15 protein-coding genes are annotated in these 17,888 nt (G+C 42.5%); 5 read left to right on the forward strand and 10 right to left on the reverse strand.

Annotated elements, in window-relative coordinates; genetic code table 11:
* The first annotated feature begins 120 nt into the window (after window positions 1–120).
* The 3 genes from RDN93_RS09710 (at window position 121) to RDN93_RS09720 (ending at window position 2,492) form a co-directional block, all read left to right on the forward strand.
* Window positions 121–1,137 carry a hypothetical protein gene (locus RDN93_RS09710; RefSeq protein WP_308745327.1) on the forward strand — a complete coding sequence of 339 codons (1,017 nt, stop codon included), beginning with the start codon at window positions 121–123 and terminating at the stop codon, window positions 1,135–1,137.
* A gap of 45 nt (window positions 1,138–1,182) precedes the next feature.
* Window positions 1,183–1,869 carry a porin family protein gene (locus RDN93_RS09715; protein ID WP_308745328.1) on the forward strand — a complete coding sequence of 229 codons (687 nt, stop codon included), beginning with the start codon at window positions 1,183–1,185 and terminating at the stop codon, window positions 1,867–1,869.
* 158 nt (window positions 1,870–2,027) lie between these two features.
* Window positions 2,028–2,492 (forward strand): lipocalin family protein, encoded by a 465-nt coding sequence (locus RDN93_RS09720; RefSeq protein WP_308745329.1) that lies wholly within the window; start codon window positions 2,028–2,030, stop codon window positions 2,490–2,492.
* Window positions 2,493–2,567: 75 nt separating this feature from the next.
* Here RDN93_RS09720 and RDN93_RS09725 read toward each other — a convergent pair whose 3' ends face one another.
* The 7 genes from RDN93_RS09725 to RDN93_RS09755 form a co-directional block, all read right to left on the reverse strand.
* A complete protein-coding gene (locus tag RDN93_RS09725; protein ID WP_308745355.1) occupies window positions 2,568–3,302 on the reverse strand; it encodes an AAA family ATPase in 735 nt (244 codons plus the stop codon).
* Window positions 3,303–3,464 carry a hypothetical protein gene (locus tag RDN93_RS09730; RefSeq protein WP_308745330.1) on the reverse strand — a complete coding sequence of 54 codons (162 nt, stop codon included), beginning with the start codon at window positions 3,462–3,464 and terminating at the stop codon, window positions 3,303–3,305. It abuts the gene before it with no gap.
* Window positions 3,465–3,722: 258 nt separating this feature from the next.
* Complete coding sequence (locus RDN93_RS09735) at window positions 3,723–4,772, reverse strand: BACON domain-containing protein (RefSeq protein WP_308745331.1); 1,050 nt, start codon at window positions 4,770–4,772, stop codon at window positions 3,723–3,725.
* A 22-nt stretch (window positions 4,773–4,794) separates the two neighbouring features.
* Entirely contained in the window at window positions 4,795–6,051 is a 1,257-nt protein-coding gene (locus RDN93_RS09740; RefSeq protein WP_308745332.1) for a DUF4302 domain-containing protein, read from the reverse strand.
* Between the two features lie 26 nt (window positions 6,052–6,077).
* On the reverse strand, window positions 6,078–6,959 hold the full coding sequence (locus tag RDN93_RS09745) for a putative zinc-binding metallopeptidase (protein WP_308745333.1): 882 nt from the start codon (window positions 6,957–6,959) through the stop codon (window positions 6,078–6,080).
* A 29-nt stretch (window positions 6,960–6,988) separates the two neighbouring features.
* Window positions 6,989–8,494, reverse strand: a complete 1,506-nt coding sequence (locus RDN93_RS09750) for a RagB/SusD family nutrient uptake outer membrane protein (RefSeq protein WP_308745334.1) — start codon at window positions 8,492–8,494, stop codon at window positions 6,989–6,991.
* Window positions 8,495–8,513: 19 nt separating this feature from the next.
* Window positions 8,514–11,654 carry a SusC/RagA family TonB-linked outer membrane protein gene (locus tag RDN93_RS09755; RefSeq protein ID WP_308745356.1) on the reverse strand — a complete coding sequence of 1,047 codons (3,141 nt, stop codon included), beginning with the start codon at window positions 11,652–11,654 and terminating at the stop codon, window positions 8,514–8,516.
* 664 nt (window positions 11,655–12,318) lie between these two features.
* Between RDN93_RS09755 and RDN93_RS09760 the strand changes: the two genes are divergently transcribed.
* A complete protein-coding gene (locus RDN93_RS09760; protein WP_308745335.1) occupies window positions 12,319–12,543 on the forward strand; it encodes a carboxypeptidase-like regulatory domain-containing protein in 225 nt (74 codons plus the stop codon).
* Between the two features lie 154 nt (window positions 12,544–12,697).
* Here RDN93_RS09760 and RDN93_RS09765 read toward each other — a convergent pair whose 3' ends face one another.
* The 3 genes from RDN93_RS09765 to kduI all read right to left on the reverse strand — a co-directional run bounded on the left by RDN93_RS09765 (window position 12,698) and on the right by kduI (window position 15,720).
* Complete coding sequence (locus RDN93_RS09765; protein ID WP_308745336.1) at window positions 12,698–13,939, reverse strand: DUF4861 domain-containing protein; 1,242 nt, start codon at window positions 13,937–13,939, stop codon at window positions 12,698–12,700.
* A gap of 94 nt (window positions 13,940–14,033) precedes the next feature.
* Window positions 14,034–14,837, reverse strand: coding sequence for a gluconate 5-dehydrogenase (locus RDN93_RS09770; RefSeq protein ID WP_294553844.1), 804 nt, complete (start codon window positions 14,835–14,837; stop codon window positions 14,034–14,036).
* Between the two features lie 40 nt (window positions 14,838–14,877).
* Window positions 14,878–15,720, reverse strand: coding sequence for a 5-dehydro-4-deoxy-D-glucuronate isomerase (gene kduI, locus RDN93_RS09775; RefSeq protein ID WP_308745337.1), 843 nt, complete (start codon window positions 15,718–15,720; stop codon window positions 14,878–14,880).
* Window positions 15,721–16,246: 526 nt separating this feature from the next.
* Between kduI and RDN93_RS09780 the strand changes: the two genes are divergently transcribed.
* Complete coding sequence (locus RDN93_RS09780; RefSeq protein ID WP_308745338.1) at window positions 16,247–17,881, forward strand: glucoamylase family protein; 1,635 nt, start codon at window positions 16,247–16,249, stop codon at window positions 17,879–17,881.
* Window positions 17,882–17,888 lie beyond the last annotated feature (7 nt).

Here is a 17,888-nt window from a genome sequence, read left to right on the forward strand (position 1 = left end):
TTACTTATTTGCAACATTACTGTTGCCAAAAACGATACACATTCGTAAAACATCCGGAACTATCGTTCAACGAACCCACCCTGCTTATTTACATATCTTTGCAAACAAAAATATATCACAATGAGAAAACTATTAACTACAGTATTGCTGCTCTTGCTAACAATTAGCATAGAAGCCTCCAAGAAACCCAAATTTGATTATTCGCTTGTCGTCGTTCCCGAAGAAGGAGGTATCAAGTTTGAAAGAATCACAGAAGACGCTGATGGAATATTCTCAGAGTTTTTAGTAGGTAAGAACTCAAGTTTTCTGGGTTCAATGAAAAAATCAACTTTAGATTGGTGGGTCAACCCACAGATAGCCATTTCACCGGACGGCAAGAAAATCGGTTATATTAATTACAAAAACAAGACTTCGAATATCATGATTAAAAGTGCCTCAAAAGGTGGGTCAAGCGTTCAACGTACTTTTCGAACCAACGTAGAAGACTTCACATGGAGCCATGATGGAAAAACTCTATGCTTCACAGAAATTCGCGGCGGGCATCACGGCATCTACCTTGTGAATGCAGATCAGGGATCCGTTGTACAACAAATCTCCAATGGAAACGAAAATGATTTGGGAGGAGTACTCAGCAGAGATGGAAAAACAATATTTTTTCATCGCGGAGAAGGTCTGGCCAGTTACACTTTATGGAGCTACGACAGAGACAGCAATCTATTTTCGAACTACTCACGCGGCATGACTCCGTGTCTGATACCTGACAATCCCCACACCATATATTGCGGCAGATTTACCGACAAGAAAGAAAGTGAAATCTGGCGAATCAACTTCGAGACAGGCGTAGAAGAAGTGATACTTGCCCAACCCGGTAAAAGCTTTACTACACCACAACTCTCGCCCGACGGAAAGTGGCTCCTTTGTACCGGCAGTAGCATATCTGAAAAAGAACAAATAAACAACACTGACATTTTTGTGATACGTACAGACGGAACCGGTTTCACGCAACTGACTTATCATCCTGGAAATGACTTGTCCGCCATTTGGGCACCTGACGGGAAAAGCATTCTTTTCCTTTCACAACGTGGTTCGGCAGATAGAATATACAATGTTTGGAAAATGAACTTCAACTTACAATAGTTGCAACCTTGATTTCTTTTAGTAATAATATAAAGTGCAAAAACAATGAAAAAGATTTTATTTATTTTAGTATGCATAGTATGTGCATTCACTGCCTCTGCACAAAGAGCAAGCAGTTCTTCCACCACCTTCTTCTCCACAGAAAAGGCTGAGCAGAGCGTAACATTCGGAATTCGTGTCGGCATGAACTCTTCAAACATGAAATTCTCCGGAGAGGATGACAGTGATTCCCCTGATAACAAAATAGGATTTAACGCAGGCGTCAGTGTAGATATCCCAATGTTGCAAAGTTTATATCTGCAAACCGGCTTATATTACACCACCAAAGGTTACAAAGTCGAAGAAAATGACGGAGATGAAAAATATACCACAAAAGCAACTCCTTCATATCTTGAAATCCCAGTTATGGCATCGTATCGCTATGACTTCAGCGACAATGCGCAATTACAAGTAAACTTCGGTCCTTACTTTGCTTACGGCATAGGTGGCAAGTACAAGGAAGAATGGAGCTATAAGGGAGAAAAAGAAGAAGAAAAAGAAGACTTGTTCGGTAAAGATAAATACCTCAACAGATTTGATGCCGGCCTTGGCATAGGCGCAGGATTCACCTATAGTAAGTTCTTCTTTGGTCTGAATTATCAATTCGGCCTGTCAAACATTCTCCAAGACGCAAAAGACGGTTATTCTGTAAAGAACAAGAATCTATCTATCAGCATAGGATATAACTTCTAGCAAACATGTCCAGACGCATCATTCTGGTATCTGTGAATCAGTAGAAGAATAAAATCAAACCTTTTCAATATCATTCATGCGGTGTCTATGTTTTCAGATTTTATAGAATAAACATAGATACCGCTTCTCTGGATGATGATTAAAATAATATTAATGATATGAAAACAATCTGGAAACTAGCTACTTGTGTAGCTATCGCATTGACATCATTGTCTTTTTACTCCTGTGGAGATGACGACGAAGACTCCATAGGCTCAGTAGACGAGTTGACAGGTATGTGGGAAGTCATCGAACATACCGGATATGAAATAGAAGACGGAGTACGTGAAGATGACAATTCATCATACAACGTCGGCAAACGATACGAACTCAAATCCGACATGACTTTCAACATCTACTCCAAAGGAGCAAGTACTCCCGGTGAAACAGGTAAATGGGAATTGAAAAATGGTGCCGTCCACCTCATCTTTTATTATCCTAATGATGGGGGATACGATTATGAAGACCCCGATATCATGAAAATCCTAGAGATTTCTTCCGCCACACTTGTATGGGAATACCACTGGAAAGAGCCTGGATGGGAATTATACGAAAAAGACTCTCTAAAAAAAATCACTCAATAAGCAATTCACTATAATCCCCATAATTTATATCAGTCAGAGGGTACCACAATCAATATGGTACCCTCAACCCAGCATTCATTTCCAAGCTGGCAACACACGAATCAGCATATCCTGTTCTTTCCACTCGGCCTCTGTCTCCATTGTGACAATAACGAGTTCCTGACAATTTGTCGCCCGGGCAGCTTCCAATAACCCGTCTATTTCCCTCTTGCGGGTTTCCTCATCACCCATCTGATAACTTACTTGTATCAATCGCGTCACTTTATCAAATTCTGTAACCACAAAATCACACTCCTTTTTGCCTTTATAATAATGCAACTCTTCCTGAATCCGTAACGTTCTTCTCAAATAAAGGAAAACAGCATTTTCCAACAATTTTCCATTATCCTCACTCTGTGGGGAACGCAAACCATTATCAATGCAATAATACTTCTTATCTCCTGTATTCTCTTTTACAAGCGACGGTTCATATTTAGTTAAAGAGAAAAAAAGGTAAATAGACTCAGTCTGTACAATCACATCATACAACGTATTCTTTCCAATGCTGACTCCCTGCGACTTCAATTCATTATAAATATGCCTGCATTCCTGTTCATAAACCCTCCGTACAAAAGGCTGCCAATCATCTGCCATTTGTACTTCATCAAAGAACATATATACTTCTTTCAAGGGAATCGCAGGATAAAGTTCCCGATAGGCCTGGAGAATCTCATCCAAATTATCTGCATTCAGTTGCAAACGTTCATCATCAAAGTTGAGGAACAGTACCTGTTCCTTCGTTACAATCCGTTCACGAATAAGCTGGTTTATTTACAATAAAAAGAGAGAAGACTTACCACACCGTCTCACGCCGGGCACGGTTATAATCTTCCCGCTATCGACAGGTAAAAAGAGTTCACGAGGATAAACCTCCACCGGCAATGATGCTTGAAATCCAACAATCAGTTGTTTTAGCAATTCTTTCTTTCCCATAAAGACAATAATTAGAAAAACTTTCTTTCTTACAAAGAAATAGACAATTAATCTGTAAGAAAAAGAAGTATAAACCATTGATGACTTACCATATTCGATATACACAAATAAGAATAGCCGTCTTATCACAAGACAGCCATTCTACTTAATTAATGTAAGCCAAATCTCCTTTAAGGGGACTTATGATTCAGCTTGTTTGAAGCGCGCTCGCTTACACATATTCAAAACATATTATTCCATACAAATTACTTTATATACCTATTCGTCCTCAACCTTTAGCCAAACCAAATCGGTAACAGCAGCAATTCCACTTCCGGTTGTCGTTCCACCGTTTTCTAATAAATCAGTAAACAATCCATAATAAAAGCCGTCTACTTTCTGCCCGCTCCACGTACCATTGTCCTCAAATACGAGAAACATCTGCCCATTAGAGTACACAGCGTCTAAGGGAGCAACATATTCAATAGATGTATTCCAAGAGAGCCGTCCTGCTTTATCATAAGAACATAAATAAACGCAAGGGAAAGATGCGTTGGAAGAAACTCCCAAATATTGACCGAAGTAGATAACAAACTGTCCGTTCCTGCATTTTGCATAATATGGAGCATCGTATGCGCTTCCGGTAGGAGTTATCTTGTAGAGAAAATCTGTTTCTGTCTCCTCAATCAGACAAGTTCCATAGCCACCGCTTCCGCCATTAATATAGCAAGCATATTTACCTGCCATATTAACCTGTGTAAACGTAACAGGGAATTCATGTGTGCCTGATTTCACCTTTACCGTATTCACTCGATACTTACCGCCTTCCGTCAAAGGAAGAGCTTTAACGGTCACTTGTTCATCCTCTGCCGAATAAGTACAAGTAATCCATGTTTCATCAACCTCTTCAAAACTGACATTCCAATTGGACTTCACACTGAAAGTCAACTCACCACCATTTGCGGTAAAGTCAGTACTCTTCATATCCGTATCAAAAATATCACCCAACTGATAAACCGGCACTCGTGCCTCTTCCTCCCCCGCACGGATAACAACCATTGCCGAACGACTTCCAATCAGCAGATTAGGGGATATTGTCATATCAACGACGTTCTCTTTCACTGACAGTTGGCACCATTCCTCAGAAGCACTGGCACTGATTGCTAAAGAAGACTCAACACGTATGCTGCCTGTACCACCCTTACAATCAAAAGACACATCGGAAGAGACAACTCTCAACAATTGCACTCCGGCATTACCATCGTCATCCGAACACCCTACAAACAAGATGCAAAGCATCAATGTCATTATAGCATATATATTTTTCATAATCCTTGTGCTTTTAAATTATTCATTTCTTTATGAAGACTATATTTTGGAATCTGGTATCACCTCCATACCCTCTATATTCTCCGGAAGCACTCCACAAGATGATTGCGCGAGCAATATAGGTACCCCACACACCGTTATCAACAAACTCATAGACATTATCCGTATCTTCCTTCAACTGACCGATCATTCCAAGACCTGCTCCCCAACTCAAATTACCGTTTCCTATAACCTCCCACATGGCAACGTTGCATTGTCCTGTACTATAAGTAAGAATCTCCATACAATCTTTTTCCACATTATAGAATATAACCAGCGGGAACGGCAACCCTTCTACTTCATATGTTTTTTCAGATGCCGAATATTTCAGAGATTTCAAGTTAACGGGCACTTCTCTTGGCGTATTACCATAATTGTATTTCATGGTATACTCTCCCAAGAACCGCTCGTATTTGGTATAAGCCGGATCGGGCACAGAAACAAACGGACCATCATCCGACACATATGTCTGTCCGGTTTCCGACCACTGCAAAGAGCTGACTTCCTTCCCTCCTACCATCACCGACTGATAGAACCGGATCCCATTGGCAGTATACATAAAACCTGTCGTAGTCAATGATTCTCCGCCTATTTGAATATTCATCCGGCGATCAGCAGGAATTGATATAGATACATCTTGCCCGTTCAGTTTGCCGGTATATCCCAATATTCCCACAATGGATGCTATCTTCGCTTCGGTAGCCATTACAGAAGCTAGATAATCCTCACTCGGTTCTGTGAGACGGGTCATCTTCATGATATTCTTTGTTTTTTTTCCTTTCAGGACGATTTCGTTTTCCGAACGTGACTGAATGATAAACTCATAATCACCCTCATACCCTTTACCCAAACCTGCACCGGCTGAATTATCAGGGTCAGCAAAGAAGTGCAAGATTGGGTTGTAAGTATCAAAATTCAATGTGGGTCCCATGTCCGATTTCAGGGAATAAAGACTGGACATCGTAACGGCTGGATCACCAGTTATTTCAGAAGCTGCCGTCACATGAGTCTCATCAAACTTGACGGTCATGGCGTAGCCGCCATAACTTTGTTTAGCAGAAGGATAATAGTCGAGTTTCCACCCTAGTTCGGAACTGGCAAGAAGCTCCCTGCAAGCCTTGACTTCTTCATTCATTCGTTGCTGTGCCGAGCTGTCAAAAAGGTCGTCCACTTCATTGGTGCAAGATTGCAATAATCCTGCGATGATTAAACACGTTATATATATAATATTTCTTCTCATAATGATTCGTATTTGTTATATGTAAACTAATCGGGAAGTTCTGTCAAATCCATCGTTTGCAGTTCTGTACATCTCCTGTCAATAGTAGAACGAAGATTATCCATATCAATGCCATAATTATCTTTCATATACTTCTTCATGATGGTAATCTTCTGCTGAATAATGCTCCAACCTTCATTACCGGCTCCTGCTTTCAATTGAGTCCATTGCTCCGGAGTCCATGTCAAGTAACAAGCCGTCACTTCGGCAATGTCTTCTCCCGGCTCACTGCTTCCATAAGCAGTGACGAAGCCGAATGGCGCATAATCAGCCATATTATGGCGATTATTCCAACCGGAAGGTGAATAATGTCCTTCACTTAGGCTATTATATTCCGTCGGATAATTCTTCGTCTGATGAAGAATATGGGCAAACTCATGGTGCATGGTCTTGAAGTACATCTCGTTCATATCAGGAATATCAGTGGGATCGAGCCAGTTGCCACCTACGAGCGTAACTTTCAGTCCGCCTTCGGCATATCCCAAAGTAATAGTCCCATTGGGATTCCACTGCCTTGAACCGATGAGATGAATCACCTTCGGAGCATACATACGTGTGAAACTAATGCCTCCGATTTCATCATATGCCTCAAACCAGACATGTTTTACTATCCGCGCCATCTGAATAGCCAAATCATAATCTATCGGCACCAGATTATTACTCAAAGAAGACTCTATATCTTCCATCCTGTATTTAAAGTCAAGATTATAAGGATACAGGTAATTTTTCTCTATCCAGATATCAAGTGCATTCTTTTCAGTCTCCAGACCATCATCGAAGATACTGGTACTATTCAAGTCGTCTTCCTGACAAGAAACAAACAGACCGGTAAAGAACAGCCATAAGAAAAACAGATATGTATATTTCATAATAGTTATATTTTACTTTGTTAATGAATTTATCTCGGATTAGGAGTCATATTGCCCGGAGCAGCCAGAACCTGAGAAGGAATCTGAATGGCTTTGCGATAATCACCTGATTCCAGAACAATGGGCGAACTACCATAAATAATATGCTTGATAGCTATGCCATACCGTTTTATATCTAACCAACGTACTCCTTCATGGATACCTTCCACTCTACGAGCATGCAATACAGCATACAACATATTCGTTTGCTTCTCATCATAAGCAACACCAGTATTCAACGGTTTGGCATTCGTTTCAGCACTGCTTGCCTTATAAAAATCGGCAATCTCGTCAGCAGTACACCCCGATACGCCTTTCTTCTTATACCAATACGACAAATCAGTAGCCGCAGCATCGTATTCCTTCTTCAAGATATAAGCCTCAGCACGGCACAACAGCGTTTCGTCCGTGGTAAATGCAGGTACAACCACATGAGGCTGACCTGTCTGAGCCACTTGGTTAGTCACTTCAAAGATCTCCTGCATCTTAGGTACCAAATAAGACACATAATCATAATGGAATACTGTATTATATACTTTGAGTTGTGTGTTGCCTGGGAAATTTGACCAAACCAGTTGCGAACGCATGATGGCGTTCGTTATCCCATATCTTTTATTATGGACACGGCCGAAAAAAGAACGGTTGGTTATCAATAGCAGATTAGCAGGTTCATCTTTATTAATATAGCCGTATGTCCACTCCTTACCGGTAGTAAACTTATCATAACCATTCAAATCTCTCAACACGGAGGTAGGGTCAGTACCAATAGCCTGTGTAGCAAGACGAATCACTTTATCATAATCTTTGCCATAAAACAAATTGAAACGGGCGGCAAACGCATAGGCAGCTTTCGCATTAAAATGGTAAACCGGAACATCAAACCTCGCGGCTTCTATCAATGGCAAAGCTTCTTCAATATCCGCGTTTATCTTCTCATATACCTCTTTCAACGTCCCCCTGTCATATACAACTCCCACTTCTTTCTCAGGAGAAGTTATATAAGGAATGCCCAGTTCAGTAGCGGCTGTTTGTTCATTGTATGCCATACAAAAGGTGTTAGCCAACTGAAAATGCCCGTATGCACGACACAACAGAGCCTCGCCTTTATAAGCACGGCATGATTCGGGATCTCCTAATTCATCAATAGATTCCAATACTTGATTGGCAGCGGCAATAGCTTTATAATTTGCATCCCAAACCTCCTGTGGCGAATCCCAGTCAGATTCTATGGCATCTTTCCAATAATAAGATTCTTCAACCAGATTATTAGTGTTACTATATCCATCTCCATTATCCTCATAGTTATCGGACATAAACTCGAACATGAGTGTCGGATGAAGAGTGGGATATGCAGACAGCAGCAAATCCCTCACTTTATCAGAAGTATCCACATCAGTCCGCTGATCCGGCATTGTATCAAGAAAACTGTCACAAGAAGATAGACTCCCCAGCGCTATTGTAAGCAGAAATGATAATAATATATTTTTTGTTCGCATAATTATTCACTGTTTTTTATTAGAAACTTGCTCTTACCGTAAATGTAAACTGCTTAGGCACAGGCGCAGCCACACCGCCCGAATTAAAGAACTCCGGATCTTGTCCGTTCAACTTGGAATCTGAATAAATCAAAAACAAGTTAGTACCTTGTACTTTCAGCGAAAGAGCCTTGACCAACTTCTGATTGCCCAGCATTGACTGCGGAAAATCATAGGATAAAGAAATCTCCTTCATGCGGACAAACCCACCATCGGCAATGCGTGCATCCGAATAATTATAAGCATTGTATCCCACCTTCAAGTTGCTATATTTATTATTATCACGTGCATTCGGTATCACCGGAACATTCGTCACATTCTCATCACCCGGTATCATCCAGCGATTCTTGAAATCTTTCGGAGTAGCATCCAAGTCATCATATTTATTAGAGAATTGTGGTTCCAGACGAACTTTATTTCCCGCCGAGTAAGTAATGAAAACATTTAGCTTAAAATTCTTGAAAGCAAACACATTTCCAAAACTACCGGTTATCGTAGGGTCTCTGGGACCTTCGTATTTCAGGAAATCCACATCTTCCACCTGTTGGAAGTTAATATCGCCATAATTTGTCTTATTAATCAACTTGCCATTCCACATATAAGTGGGATATCCGTCGGCATCCAGTCCGGCAAACGGGATAGAGAAGATACTTCCCCAATCATAGCCTTCACGCTGACCATAACCGGTGACAAGGTTAAACACATTTGTCTGCGATTTCAAGTCTGTAATCTCGGTTTTACTATAACCGAAAATAAAATCCGTTGTCCATTGGAAATCTTTCGTCACGATATTACGTGTGGAAAGTGAAAACTCGAAACCATGAGATTTCATAGAGGCAAGGTTGGCGTTACGACGGGTCTCCCCTCCTACTCCTTGTGTTAACACAGCACCTATCAGGTCATAATTGTCACGTTTGTACCATGCCAGTTCTGCATTGATACGATTATCCAAAAAGCCTAAATCAACTCCGACATTCAATTCATGTTTCTTTTCATAAGTCAGCCCACCGTTCTCCAGCTCAACGATTTTCAGTCCCGATTCACCGACAGATGCGCTTGGCCGCCACGGGGTGAAACTATTAATGTTGACATACGAGTTGGTTACATCCGTAGGACCTGCATCAGCCGTAAGGCTGTAAGACGCCTTGAGTGTGAAATGCGAAAATGCCGGTTGCAGCTTTTTGAAGAATCTTTCCTCATGGGCATTCCATGCTCCTCCTACGTTCCACGTGGGCAACCAACGCGCTGAACGGGCTTTCCCCAAACGGTTGGAGCCGTCATAACGGAATGTTCCGGTTATGCTATAACGTCCTTGATAAGAATAAGTACCATTGGCAAAATAACCAACAGTCCTGCTTTTTGTATTCTTCAGGTTATAATAGTTTGAATTTCCCTCACGCATCTTTTTAAACGCATGGTAGTCAAAATAAGGGATTTCACCGTTCTCATATTGCATTCCCCAACCTTGGAAATCATTATTGGAACGATCCTGCGCTTTCGCCTCCAAACCGGCAAAAAGACTCAGGATATGGTCATCATTAAAAACCTTGTTCCAAGTGGCGGATGCACGAAAATCATAGCTGAACATACGATAATCAGTCTTGTTATAAAAACCTCCCTTTGGCAATACACTGAAAGGAAGAGAGTTCAAAACATCTGGGTCTGTATACAGCCAATTATTAGCATCACGCATCGTAGCATCATCCATAGCCCGATAGGCCATCGCCTGGTTTGAACTTTCACGTATCTTATGCTCCTGTGACGAAGAATTGTATTTAACAGCCCCCAAAGCACTCAACTCCAAGCCCATCACAGGTTTCCAGCGCAACTCTCCCTGAAACTTCATATCAACTACGTTCAAATTGATGCTATTCGTCTGCAACTCATTAAATATATTAAAATCAGCATAATTGCGTGTGTAATATTCGTCAGGATCCAATGTTCTTGAAGTATTCAGCGCATAGGAATAAGGGTTGATATCAAATCCGCGGGACACTTCACCGGATACAGCGTCACGGGTCTGTCCAATAGTTCCGGGAGCTTTCTGCTTACGATAAGACGCGTTTCCGATTACTGTCAAAGCAAGATCCTTATTGATATTGTAAGTTGAATTCAGGTTCGCAGTAAAGCGTTGAACATTGGTACCTTTCATCCAACCCGGATCTGTCATGGCACTTACGGATATATAGGAGTTTGATTTCTCCGTACCGGTTGACAAGCTGACAGAATGGTTCATCATGATGGAATTGCTGAACAACAAATCAAACCAGTCAGTATTACGATATTCAGCCTGACGCAGATAAGCATTTCTAGCCAATGGAGTATTCATCAGGCCAAACTGCCCGGTAGCAGGATCATAAGTATTGATTAAATGATACATCTTACCATATACCCCGCTATTGGCAGCACGATAAGTACTCGACAGGTTCAACCAACCCTTATCCTGCAATTCTTTATAAATACCCATCTGATCTTGAGAATTCATGATATTGAAAGTACTGTAAGAAGGTTTCAGACGAGTAGTAAACTCACCTGTATAATTGAGCGAACTCTTCCCTGCCTGACCTTTTTTGGTTGTTACGACGATAACCCCCGCCATAGCTCGCGCGCCATAGATAGAAGTGGCAGAACCGTCTTTTAATATCTGGAAACTTTCAATATCGTCCGAATTTAAACCTGCAATAGCGGAACTTATCAACGTGGTGGCATCACCTGAAGAAAGATCATTGGCACCGATTTCTACCACATCGTCCATAATAACACCATCCACCACCCATAAAGGTTTTGAATTACCATATATGGAAGTAGCACCACGCACACGGATTTTAGGAGCTGTACCAAACGTTCCTGATACATTCTGTACAGAAACACCTGCCGAACGCCCTTCCAAACCTCGACTTATATCAGCCATACCGTCCAGTTTCACATTGGCTGCTTTCAGTTGATCCGCCGCACCGGTAAAAAGACGTTTATCGACTTTTGTCATACCCGTTACAACCACTTCCTGCAAAACTTCCGAATCTGATTTTAAAACAATCTTCATTATACCCGATTTGATGGGTACTTCTTCGGTTTTCATACCGATGTAGCTAATTTTCAAAGTTCTTGCAGAACTTAATATTAAAGAATGTTTATTTTACAGATTCGGGAATAATTGTCAATATAATACTCCTAATACAAAACTGTCAAAATGATACTCACGACTCTCTATTTTGCAAATATTTCAGATAGATGCAGGATATACGCAGGGGGGAGAGACAGAGAAATGCACCATGCATGCTAGATGCCAATTATTATATCAATAAATATAGAAAAGTCCCTTTTGTGTGTGATAAGGATATGTGAATTCTTTAATACTCGGTTTATTTGTTAGTTCTATCTTGTTTGTCTAAATATAGCCACTAGGAAAAAGAGGAACTTTATACACCAAGTAGTTATTTCTCATCCTCATTTACCCTTTATGCAATCTATCAAATCTTAACTCCTATAAAAATATCATATGCCTAGTTTTCATATAATTAAACTTCTTTTTTTACAGGTTTGAAATTCTTTCACTTCCCCAAAAGTAGCAATACACCTTATTAATAATAGCAATATGCTATTAAATACACATTATATAGTCTCTTTAGAAAAACGTATCAAACAGATATCCTTTCAAATTATCCCGCAAATAAATTTGATATTTTTTTGTTGTTTTGCTTTGTTTTTAATAAAATGTGCTTATTTTTGCAAAAACCTACAGACAAATAGACAACTATTGTATTAACCAAATATTTAGGGAGCGTATGAAAAGAAGATTTGTGTTGTTATTAGCCTGCTTATTGGCAGGAATCGGTCTGGCAATTGCCCAAACACCTAAAGAAATCACAGGTGTTGTCATTTCGGAAGAAGACAACCAGCCTGTTGTAGGGGCATCCGTACTAGTGAAAGGCACGACTATAGGAACTACCACCAATCTGGATGGAAAGTTCACTATCAGTAATGCACCAAGTTCTGCAAGAACTAAATAACCACATCAAACACTTCCATAACAAATACAGACTAAATTATCCGCCAGTAATCAGCCGATAGCCGACAGGTTATTTCTACTAAAAAACAATGGGAACTCCCATATAATTACAGGAATCCCCACTTTTCAACTATTTCTAATCCTCAAACTGGATACTAATATGCTACCGAAAGCGGAGCACGTAATTTTTGAGCATACTCAGCCATATATTTATTCCATACATCAGCCGTCTTAATAGCCGCCTTATCCCAGGCAGAACCCCAGTAATAAGTATATTCAGAACCCGGTTCATATTCGCTGATAGCCAACACATGACCGTCGGCTCCTCCGCGTTCTTTCTTTTCCTTTTCCGAGAAAAGAACCGCTTTAGCTTCTTTTACCTGTGCAGGGAATGCGGCACCGACAAATATCTTGCCGTTCGCACCGCTACGGTCGGTTGTCGGGTCAACGTAAGTGATATAACCGTTTGCGGCATCTGCTACAACTGCACCGTCCGGTTCACGCAAGACGAGTCCGGTAGTCACAGGCATTGCCTCTTTCAGATTAGTATATGAGATAACTGCCTTATTGAGGTATGAGCCTGCATCCAAAGAGATGACACGTGTTTCTATCACGTTAGAATCACCACGAACCACAAGCGGGTTGAATTCCAGTTTTACAGTAAAGCGTAACGGGCCGTTATCGAGGATTTCCTGAGTACGATAGCAGTAAGGATAGATAATCGTATCGCCAGCCATCAAAGCAGCCGTACCGCCGCCCAATGTAGGGCCTACGGCGTAGCAGTCCATTCCGTAACCATGGTCAACATGGTAAGAGATGGCACGCCCCAGTTCGGCAGCCGCTTTCGGGTCTGTCTTTTTCAGTTCAGCTATCTTGGCACGCTTCTCCTTATTCAGTTCTTCAGCATACATACTTTCCAGGACAGGCTCGGTAGTATTATACTTCGTGAAGATATCGTAACCAAAGCCACGCTCGTTTCTAGCCTGTAAAGCAGGGCCATAGGCACGGAAACCTACGAGATCGTTCTCCCAGGCAACGTCATCCAGGCGTTCGGGGTAATATTTACCACAGGCAATTACGTTGAAAGGTTCCGGAGTACCCGGTTGGATGGTATAAGTAGCTGTACCGTTTGCTTTTACCGTAGCAGGGAAAACGACTTTCTCGTCATATGTCACCTGGTAAGGCACTTGCTGACCGTCAGCGTCAAGTACTATAATCTGTGCCGTGTCTGCCAGTTGCAACTTTGCAACTACATCACCCATCGGTACTTCAACCATTTCCCCTACACGTTCCAAAGCCAGGGGATTGGTCACTGTGACCGTCATTGTCTGTTTACTGTCGGCACAGGAAGCAAAAGCCGTCAAAGCAACAGCAAGCAGAAAAAATATCTTTTTCATGATTGATTCTTATTAAATAAAAAATAAGGTGACAGATGAAAAGAGGATGCTCTTTGCCATTCTATCACCTTACGGATTAACTTTCTATCTTGTATTATTTCGGTTGTTTTCCGATATAAGCGAGGATACCACCGTCTACATAAAGAACGTGACCGTTGACAGCGTTAGATGCTTCAGAAGCAAGGAATACGGCAGGGCCTGTCAGCTCTTCCGGATCCAACCAACGACCGGCCGGAGTCTTGGCGCAGATGAATGAATCGAACGGGTGACGGCTTCCGTCTGCTTGCGGCTCACGAAGAGGAGCAGTCTGCGGAGTAGCGATATAACCCGGGCCGATACCATTACATTGGATGTTGTATTCACCATATTCAGAGCAGATGTTGCGAGTCAGCATCTTCAGACCACCCTTAGCGGCAGCGTAAGCAGATACAGTTTCACGACCCAGTTCAGACATCATAGAGCAGATGTTGATGATTTTACCGGCACGTTTTTCCATCATAGCGGGAAGAACAGCCTTAGCAACGATAAACGGAGCGTTCAAGTCGATGTCGATTACACGACGGAAATCAGCAGCATCCATCTCGTGCATAGGAACACGACGGATGATACCTGCATTATTTACAAGAATATCAATTGTACCTACTTCTTTAGCGATAGTAGCAACCATAGCCTGTACAGCCGGTTCGTCTGTTACGTCACATACATAACCGTGAGCCTTGATACCCTTTTCTGCATAAGCAGCCATACCTTTGTCTACCAACTCCTGATTGATGTCGTTAAAACAAACAGTAGCACCTTGTTCTGCAAAAGCAGATGCGATAGCAAAACCGATACCGTAAGAAGCACCTGTAACGAGAGCTACTTTACCTTTCAAAGAAAAATTCAAATACTGATTCATAATTTTTTGTTATTAAATTAAGAAAACTTATTGTAGTTGTTTATTTCAAGTCTGTTATTAATGAGAAGTCCTGGTCGCCGTAGTCGAGGTTCTCGCCGCCCATACCCCAGATAAAGGTATAGTTGTGAGTAGCGGCAGCCGAGTGGATAGACCATTCGGGCGAAAGAACCGCCTGGTCGCCTTTCATCCAGATGTGACGCGTTTCGTCCACTTCACCCATGAAATGGCAGATAGCATGGTCTTCAGGAATTTCGAAGTAGAAATAAGCTTCCATACGACGGCTGTGTACGTGAGCCGGCATCGTGTTCCATACGCTTCCCGGAGCCAGTTCCGTCATACCCATCTGGAGTTGGCAGGTAGGCAATACCTGATTTACCAGCATCTTATTGATGTTACGATGGTTGGAACCTTCCAAAGAACCCATTTCAGCCACTACTGCATCGGCTTTCGTCACCTTGCGGTCGGGATAGTTGCGGTGTGCAGTCAGCGAGTTGAAGTAGAACTTGGCGGGATGCGCAGCATCCTTGCTTTCAAAAGTCACTTCACGGTCGCCCGAACCCAAATAAAGGGCTTCTTTATAATCAAGTTCAAATTCAGCGTCGCCTGCTTTCACGATACCGGGGCCGCCCACATTGTAAATACCCATCTCGCGGCGGGTCAGGAAGAACGGGGCTTTCAGCGGGTCAATCGCTTCGAGCGTCAACACCTCTCCTACCGGAAGAGCTCCACCCACAACCATACGGTCATACATGGAATACACCATATTCACTTCATTGGGGACAAATATCTTTTCGATTAAGAAATCTCTGCGGATTCTTGTAGTATCATAACTTTTTGCATCCTCAGGATGCGCAGCATAGCGAATTTCATAGTTCGTTTTCATACCTTATCTATTTATAGTTATTGAATAAGTTCTCTTTCTACGTGCACGTCGTTTACGTACACGGTGCAAAAATAGCAAAAGAAAACGGGTTAACCTTGCAATTTTGTTCCAATTATCCACCAAAAATGTCCATAATTGTTGCAATGTACACTTTTTTAACGAACTATAATACGATTGGAAGGAGATTTTCACCTATATGAAAGAAAAAGCGCGAAAGCTTTACTTTTTTTAGTATTCCGGAACAAAGTCATCAAACAGGAGGTAAACCAGATGTCCGACCTCTTTCGTAACATCGCCATGAACCGTTCACAATTACCGTCCGCCTAGGATCATACTTTGGCGGATGAAAAGAGACAGGAAGATATATTCAAGATACAAACCACACATTATCAACCGATTATTCATCTGTGTAGTATAGAAATAGTAGTCCGATTCTCCATTTTTTCATCCTGACGTATTCGATACGATGCCCGGAATTTGAGTGAATAACAAGAAAAGCTTTACTTTGCCCCAAAATAAAAAAGCTATGAATCACTCCTTACTCAAAAAAACAGTATTCAGTCTCCTGTTGGCGTGTGTCACATATATATCGGGATATGCCGCGCCTGTCCGGGCGACCGCCACATTCTCCTACCATCCCGATTCGGTACGTGCGATATTAGAAGAAGAGCAACGTGCCGCATTCAATCATTTCTGGCAATTCGCCAATAAACAGACCGGTATGATTCACGCAGGCACAAACGTCAATAACAAGAACCTGACCACCGGTGGCAGCGGCTTCGGCGTCATGGTGATACTGACGGGAATAGAACGGGGATGGATTACCCGCAAAGAGGGGGCAAAGCGTATTCTCACACTTGTACGCTACCTGGATAAAGCCGAACGCATAAAAGGGGCATGGTCGCACTGGATGAATGTAGAGGGGAAGCCTGTCAAGTTCGGCAAACAGATAGAATCCGGCGACCTGGTAGAAACGTCTTTTATGATGATGGGGCTTTATGCAGCCCAGGCTTATCTGACGGAGAACAACGCTGTAGAAAAAGAGATACGGAAAACAGTGGACAGTTTCCGTAAAACGATACAATGGAATGAGTTCGTGCACAACGGAGAACTTTACTGGCTATGGGAACGTACCAACGAAACGTTTACATTGCCGCTACGCGGATACAACGAAGCATTGATTACCTATATCCTCGCCATGGGTGCCCCTGACAAGTATGCTGTCGATGCGGATGTATACAAAAACGGATGGCAGCAGAACGGCAAGATATTCAAGCCCCGGCAGGCGCACTACGGTTACCCTTTTGTTATGGGAACCCATCTGAGCGGCCCGCTCTTCCTGTCACACTATTCGTTTTTGGGGATGAATCCCAAGACAATACAGGACAAATACGCAGACTACCAGCAATATGGCACATACCACGCCATGATACACAGGCATTATTGTATGGAAGAAGCGCCCGGAGAATATCAATACGATGCGTTCAACTGGGGACTAAGTGCAGGTTCAGGCCCCAACCAGCCTGTCAAGAAGGGGTACAAGCCGCGCACTCCGAAACGCGATGACGGCGTGATAGCTCCTACCGCTGCCCTTTCGTCCATGCCTTACACACCTTTCTACTCCATACAGATGTTGCTCAACCTGCATTACAACTGCCCGCAGCTACGCACTCCGGGGGGATTCGGCGACGGTTACAGCCTTGTGGACAACTGGTACTTCAAAGGTAGAATCGCCATCGACCAGGCACCGGTTGTTATTATGATAGAGAACTACCGCAGCGGCTTCCTGTGGAAACTGCTAGCCAATCATCCCGACATCCGGAAAGGAATAGAAAAGGCAGACATACATCTTCCCGTCCATCCCACAGGCTTCCCGTATGCGATTGCGGATACGCGCACAGGCTATTACGATATGCTCCGTCACCCGGACAGGAAAATGTACGAACTGGATTTTTATCTGGAAGAAGCAGGTACAGCCTCTTTCCAGATTGCAAACGAAACCGGTACGCAAGTTCTTTCGGAAATCCGGGCGGAAGAGTATCCGCGAGGTCTCAACCTGCTCTCTTTCGACCGCAGCGGGTTGAAAGATACAAAACGCTGCATCATCCGTCTGCTGAAGGATGGCAAAGTGAAAGCAGAAATAAAAGTCCAACTCAACTAATCCCCTT

This window comes from uncultured Bacteroides sp., assembly GCF_902491285.1.
Taxonomy (GTDB): Bacteria; Bacteroidota; Bacteroidia; order Bacteroidales; family Bacteroidaceae; genus Bacteroides.

Bases quoted from the DNA above. Each gene is read 5' to 3' on its own strand.
- RDN93_RS09710 (WP_308745327.1), top strand. From the start codon at position 121: ATGAGAAAACTATTAACTACAGTATTGCTGCTCTTGCTAACAATTAGC.
- RDN93_RS09715 (WP_308745328.1), top strand. From the start codon at position 1,183: ATGAAAAAGATTTTATTTATTTTAGTATGCATAGTATGTGCATTCACT.
- RDN93_RS09720 (WP_308745329.1), top strand. From the start codon at position 2,028: ATGAAAACAATCTGGAAACTAGCTACTTGTGTAGCTATCGCATTGACA.
- RDN93_RS09730 (WP_308745330.1), bottom strand. From the start codon at position 3,464: ATGGGAAAGAAAGAATTGCTAAAACAACTGATTGTTGGATTTCAAGCA.
- RDN93_RS09735 (WP_308745331.1), bottom strand. From the start codon at position 4,772: ATGAAAAATATATATGCTATAATGACATTGATGCTTTGCATCTTGTTT.
- RDN93_RS09740 (WP_308745332.1), bottom strand. From the start codon at position 6,051: ATGAGAAGAAATATTATATATATAACGTGTTTAATCATCGCAGGATTA.
- RDN93_RS09745 (WP_308745333.1), bottom strand. From the start codon at position 6,959: ATGAAATATACATATCTGTTTTTCTTATGGCTGTTCTTTACCGGTCTG.
- RDN93_RS09750 (WP_308745334.1), bottom strand. From the start codon at position 8,494: ATGCGAACAAAAAATATATTATTATCATTTCTGCTTACAATAGCGCTG.
- RDN93_RS09760 (WP_308745335.1), top strand. From the start codon at position 12,319: ATGAAAAGAAGATTTGTGTTGTTATTAGCCTGCTTATTGGCAGGAATC.
- RDN93_RS09765 (WP_308745336.1), bottom strand. From the start codon at position 13,939: ATGAAAAAGATATTTTTTCTGCTTGCTGTTGCTTTGACGGCTTTTGCT.
- RDN93_RS09770 (WP_294553844.1), bottom strand. From the start codon at position 14,837: ATGAATCAGTATTTGAATTTTTCTTTGAAAGGTAAAGTAGCTCTCGTT.
- kduI (WP_308745337.1), bottom strand. From the start codon at position 15,720: ATGAAAACGAACTATGAAATTCGCTATGCTGCGCATCCTGAGGATGCA.
- RDN93_RS09780 (WP_308745338.1), top strand. From the start codon at position 16,247: ATGAATCACTCCTTACTCAAAAAAACAGTATTCAGTCTCCTGTTGGCG.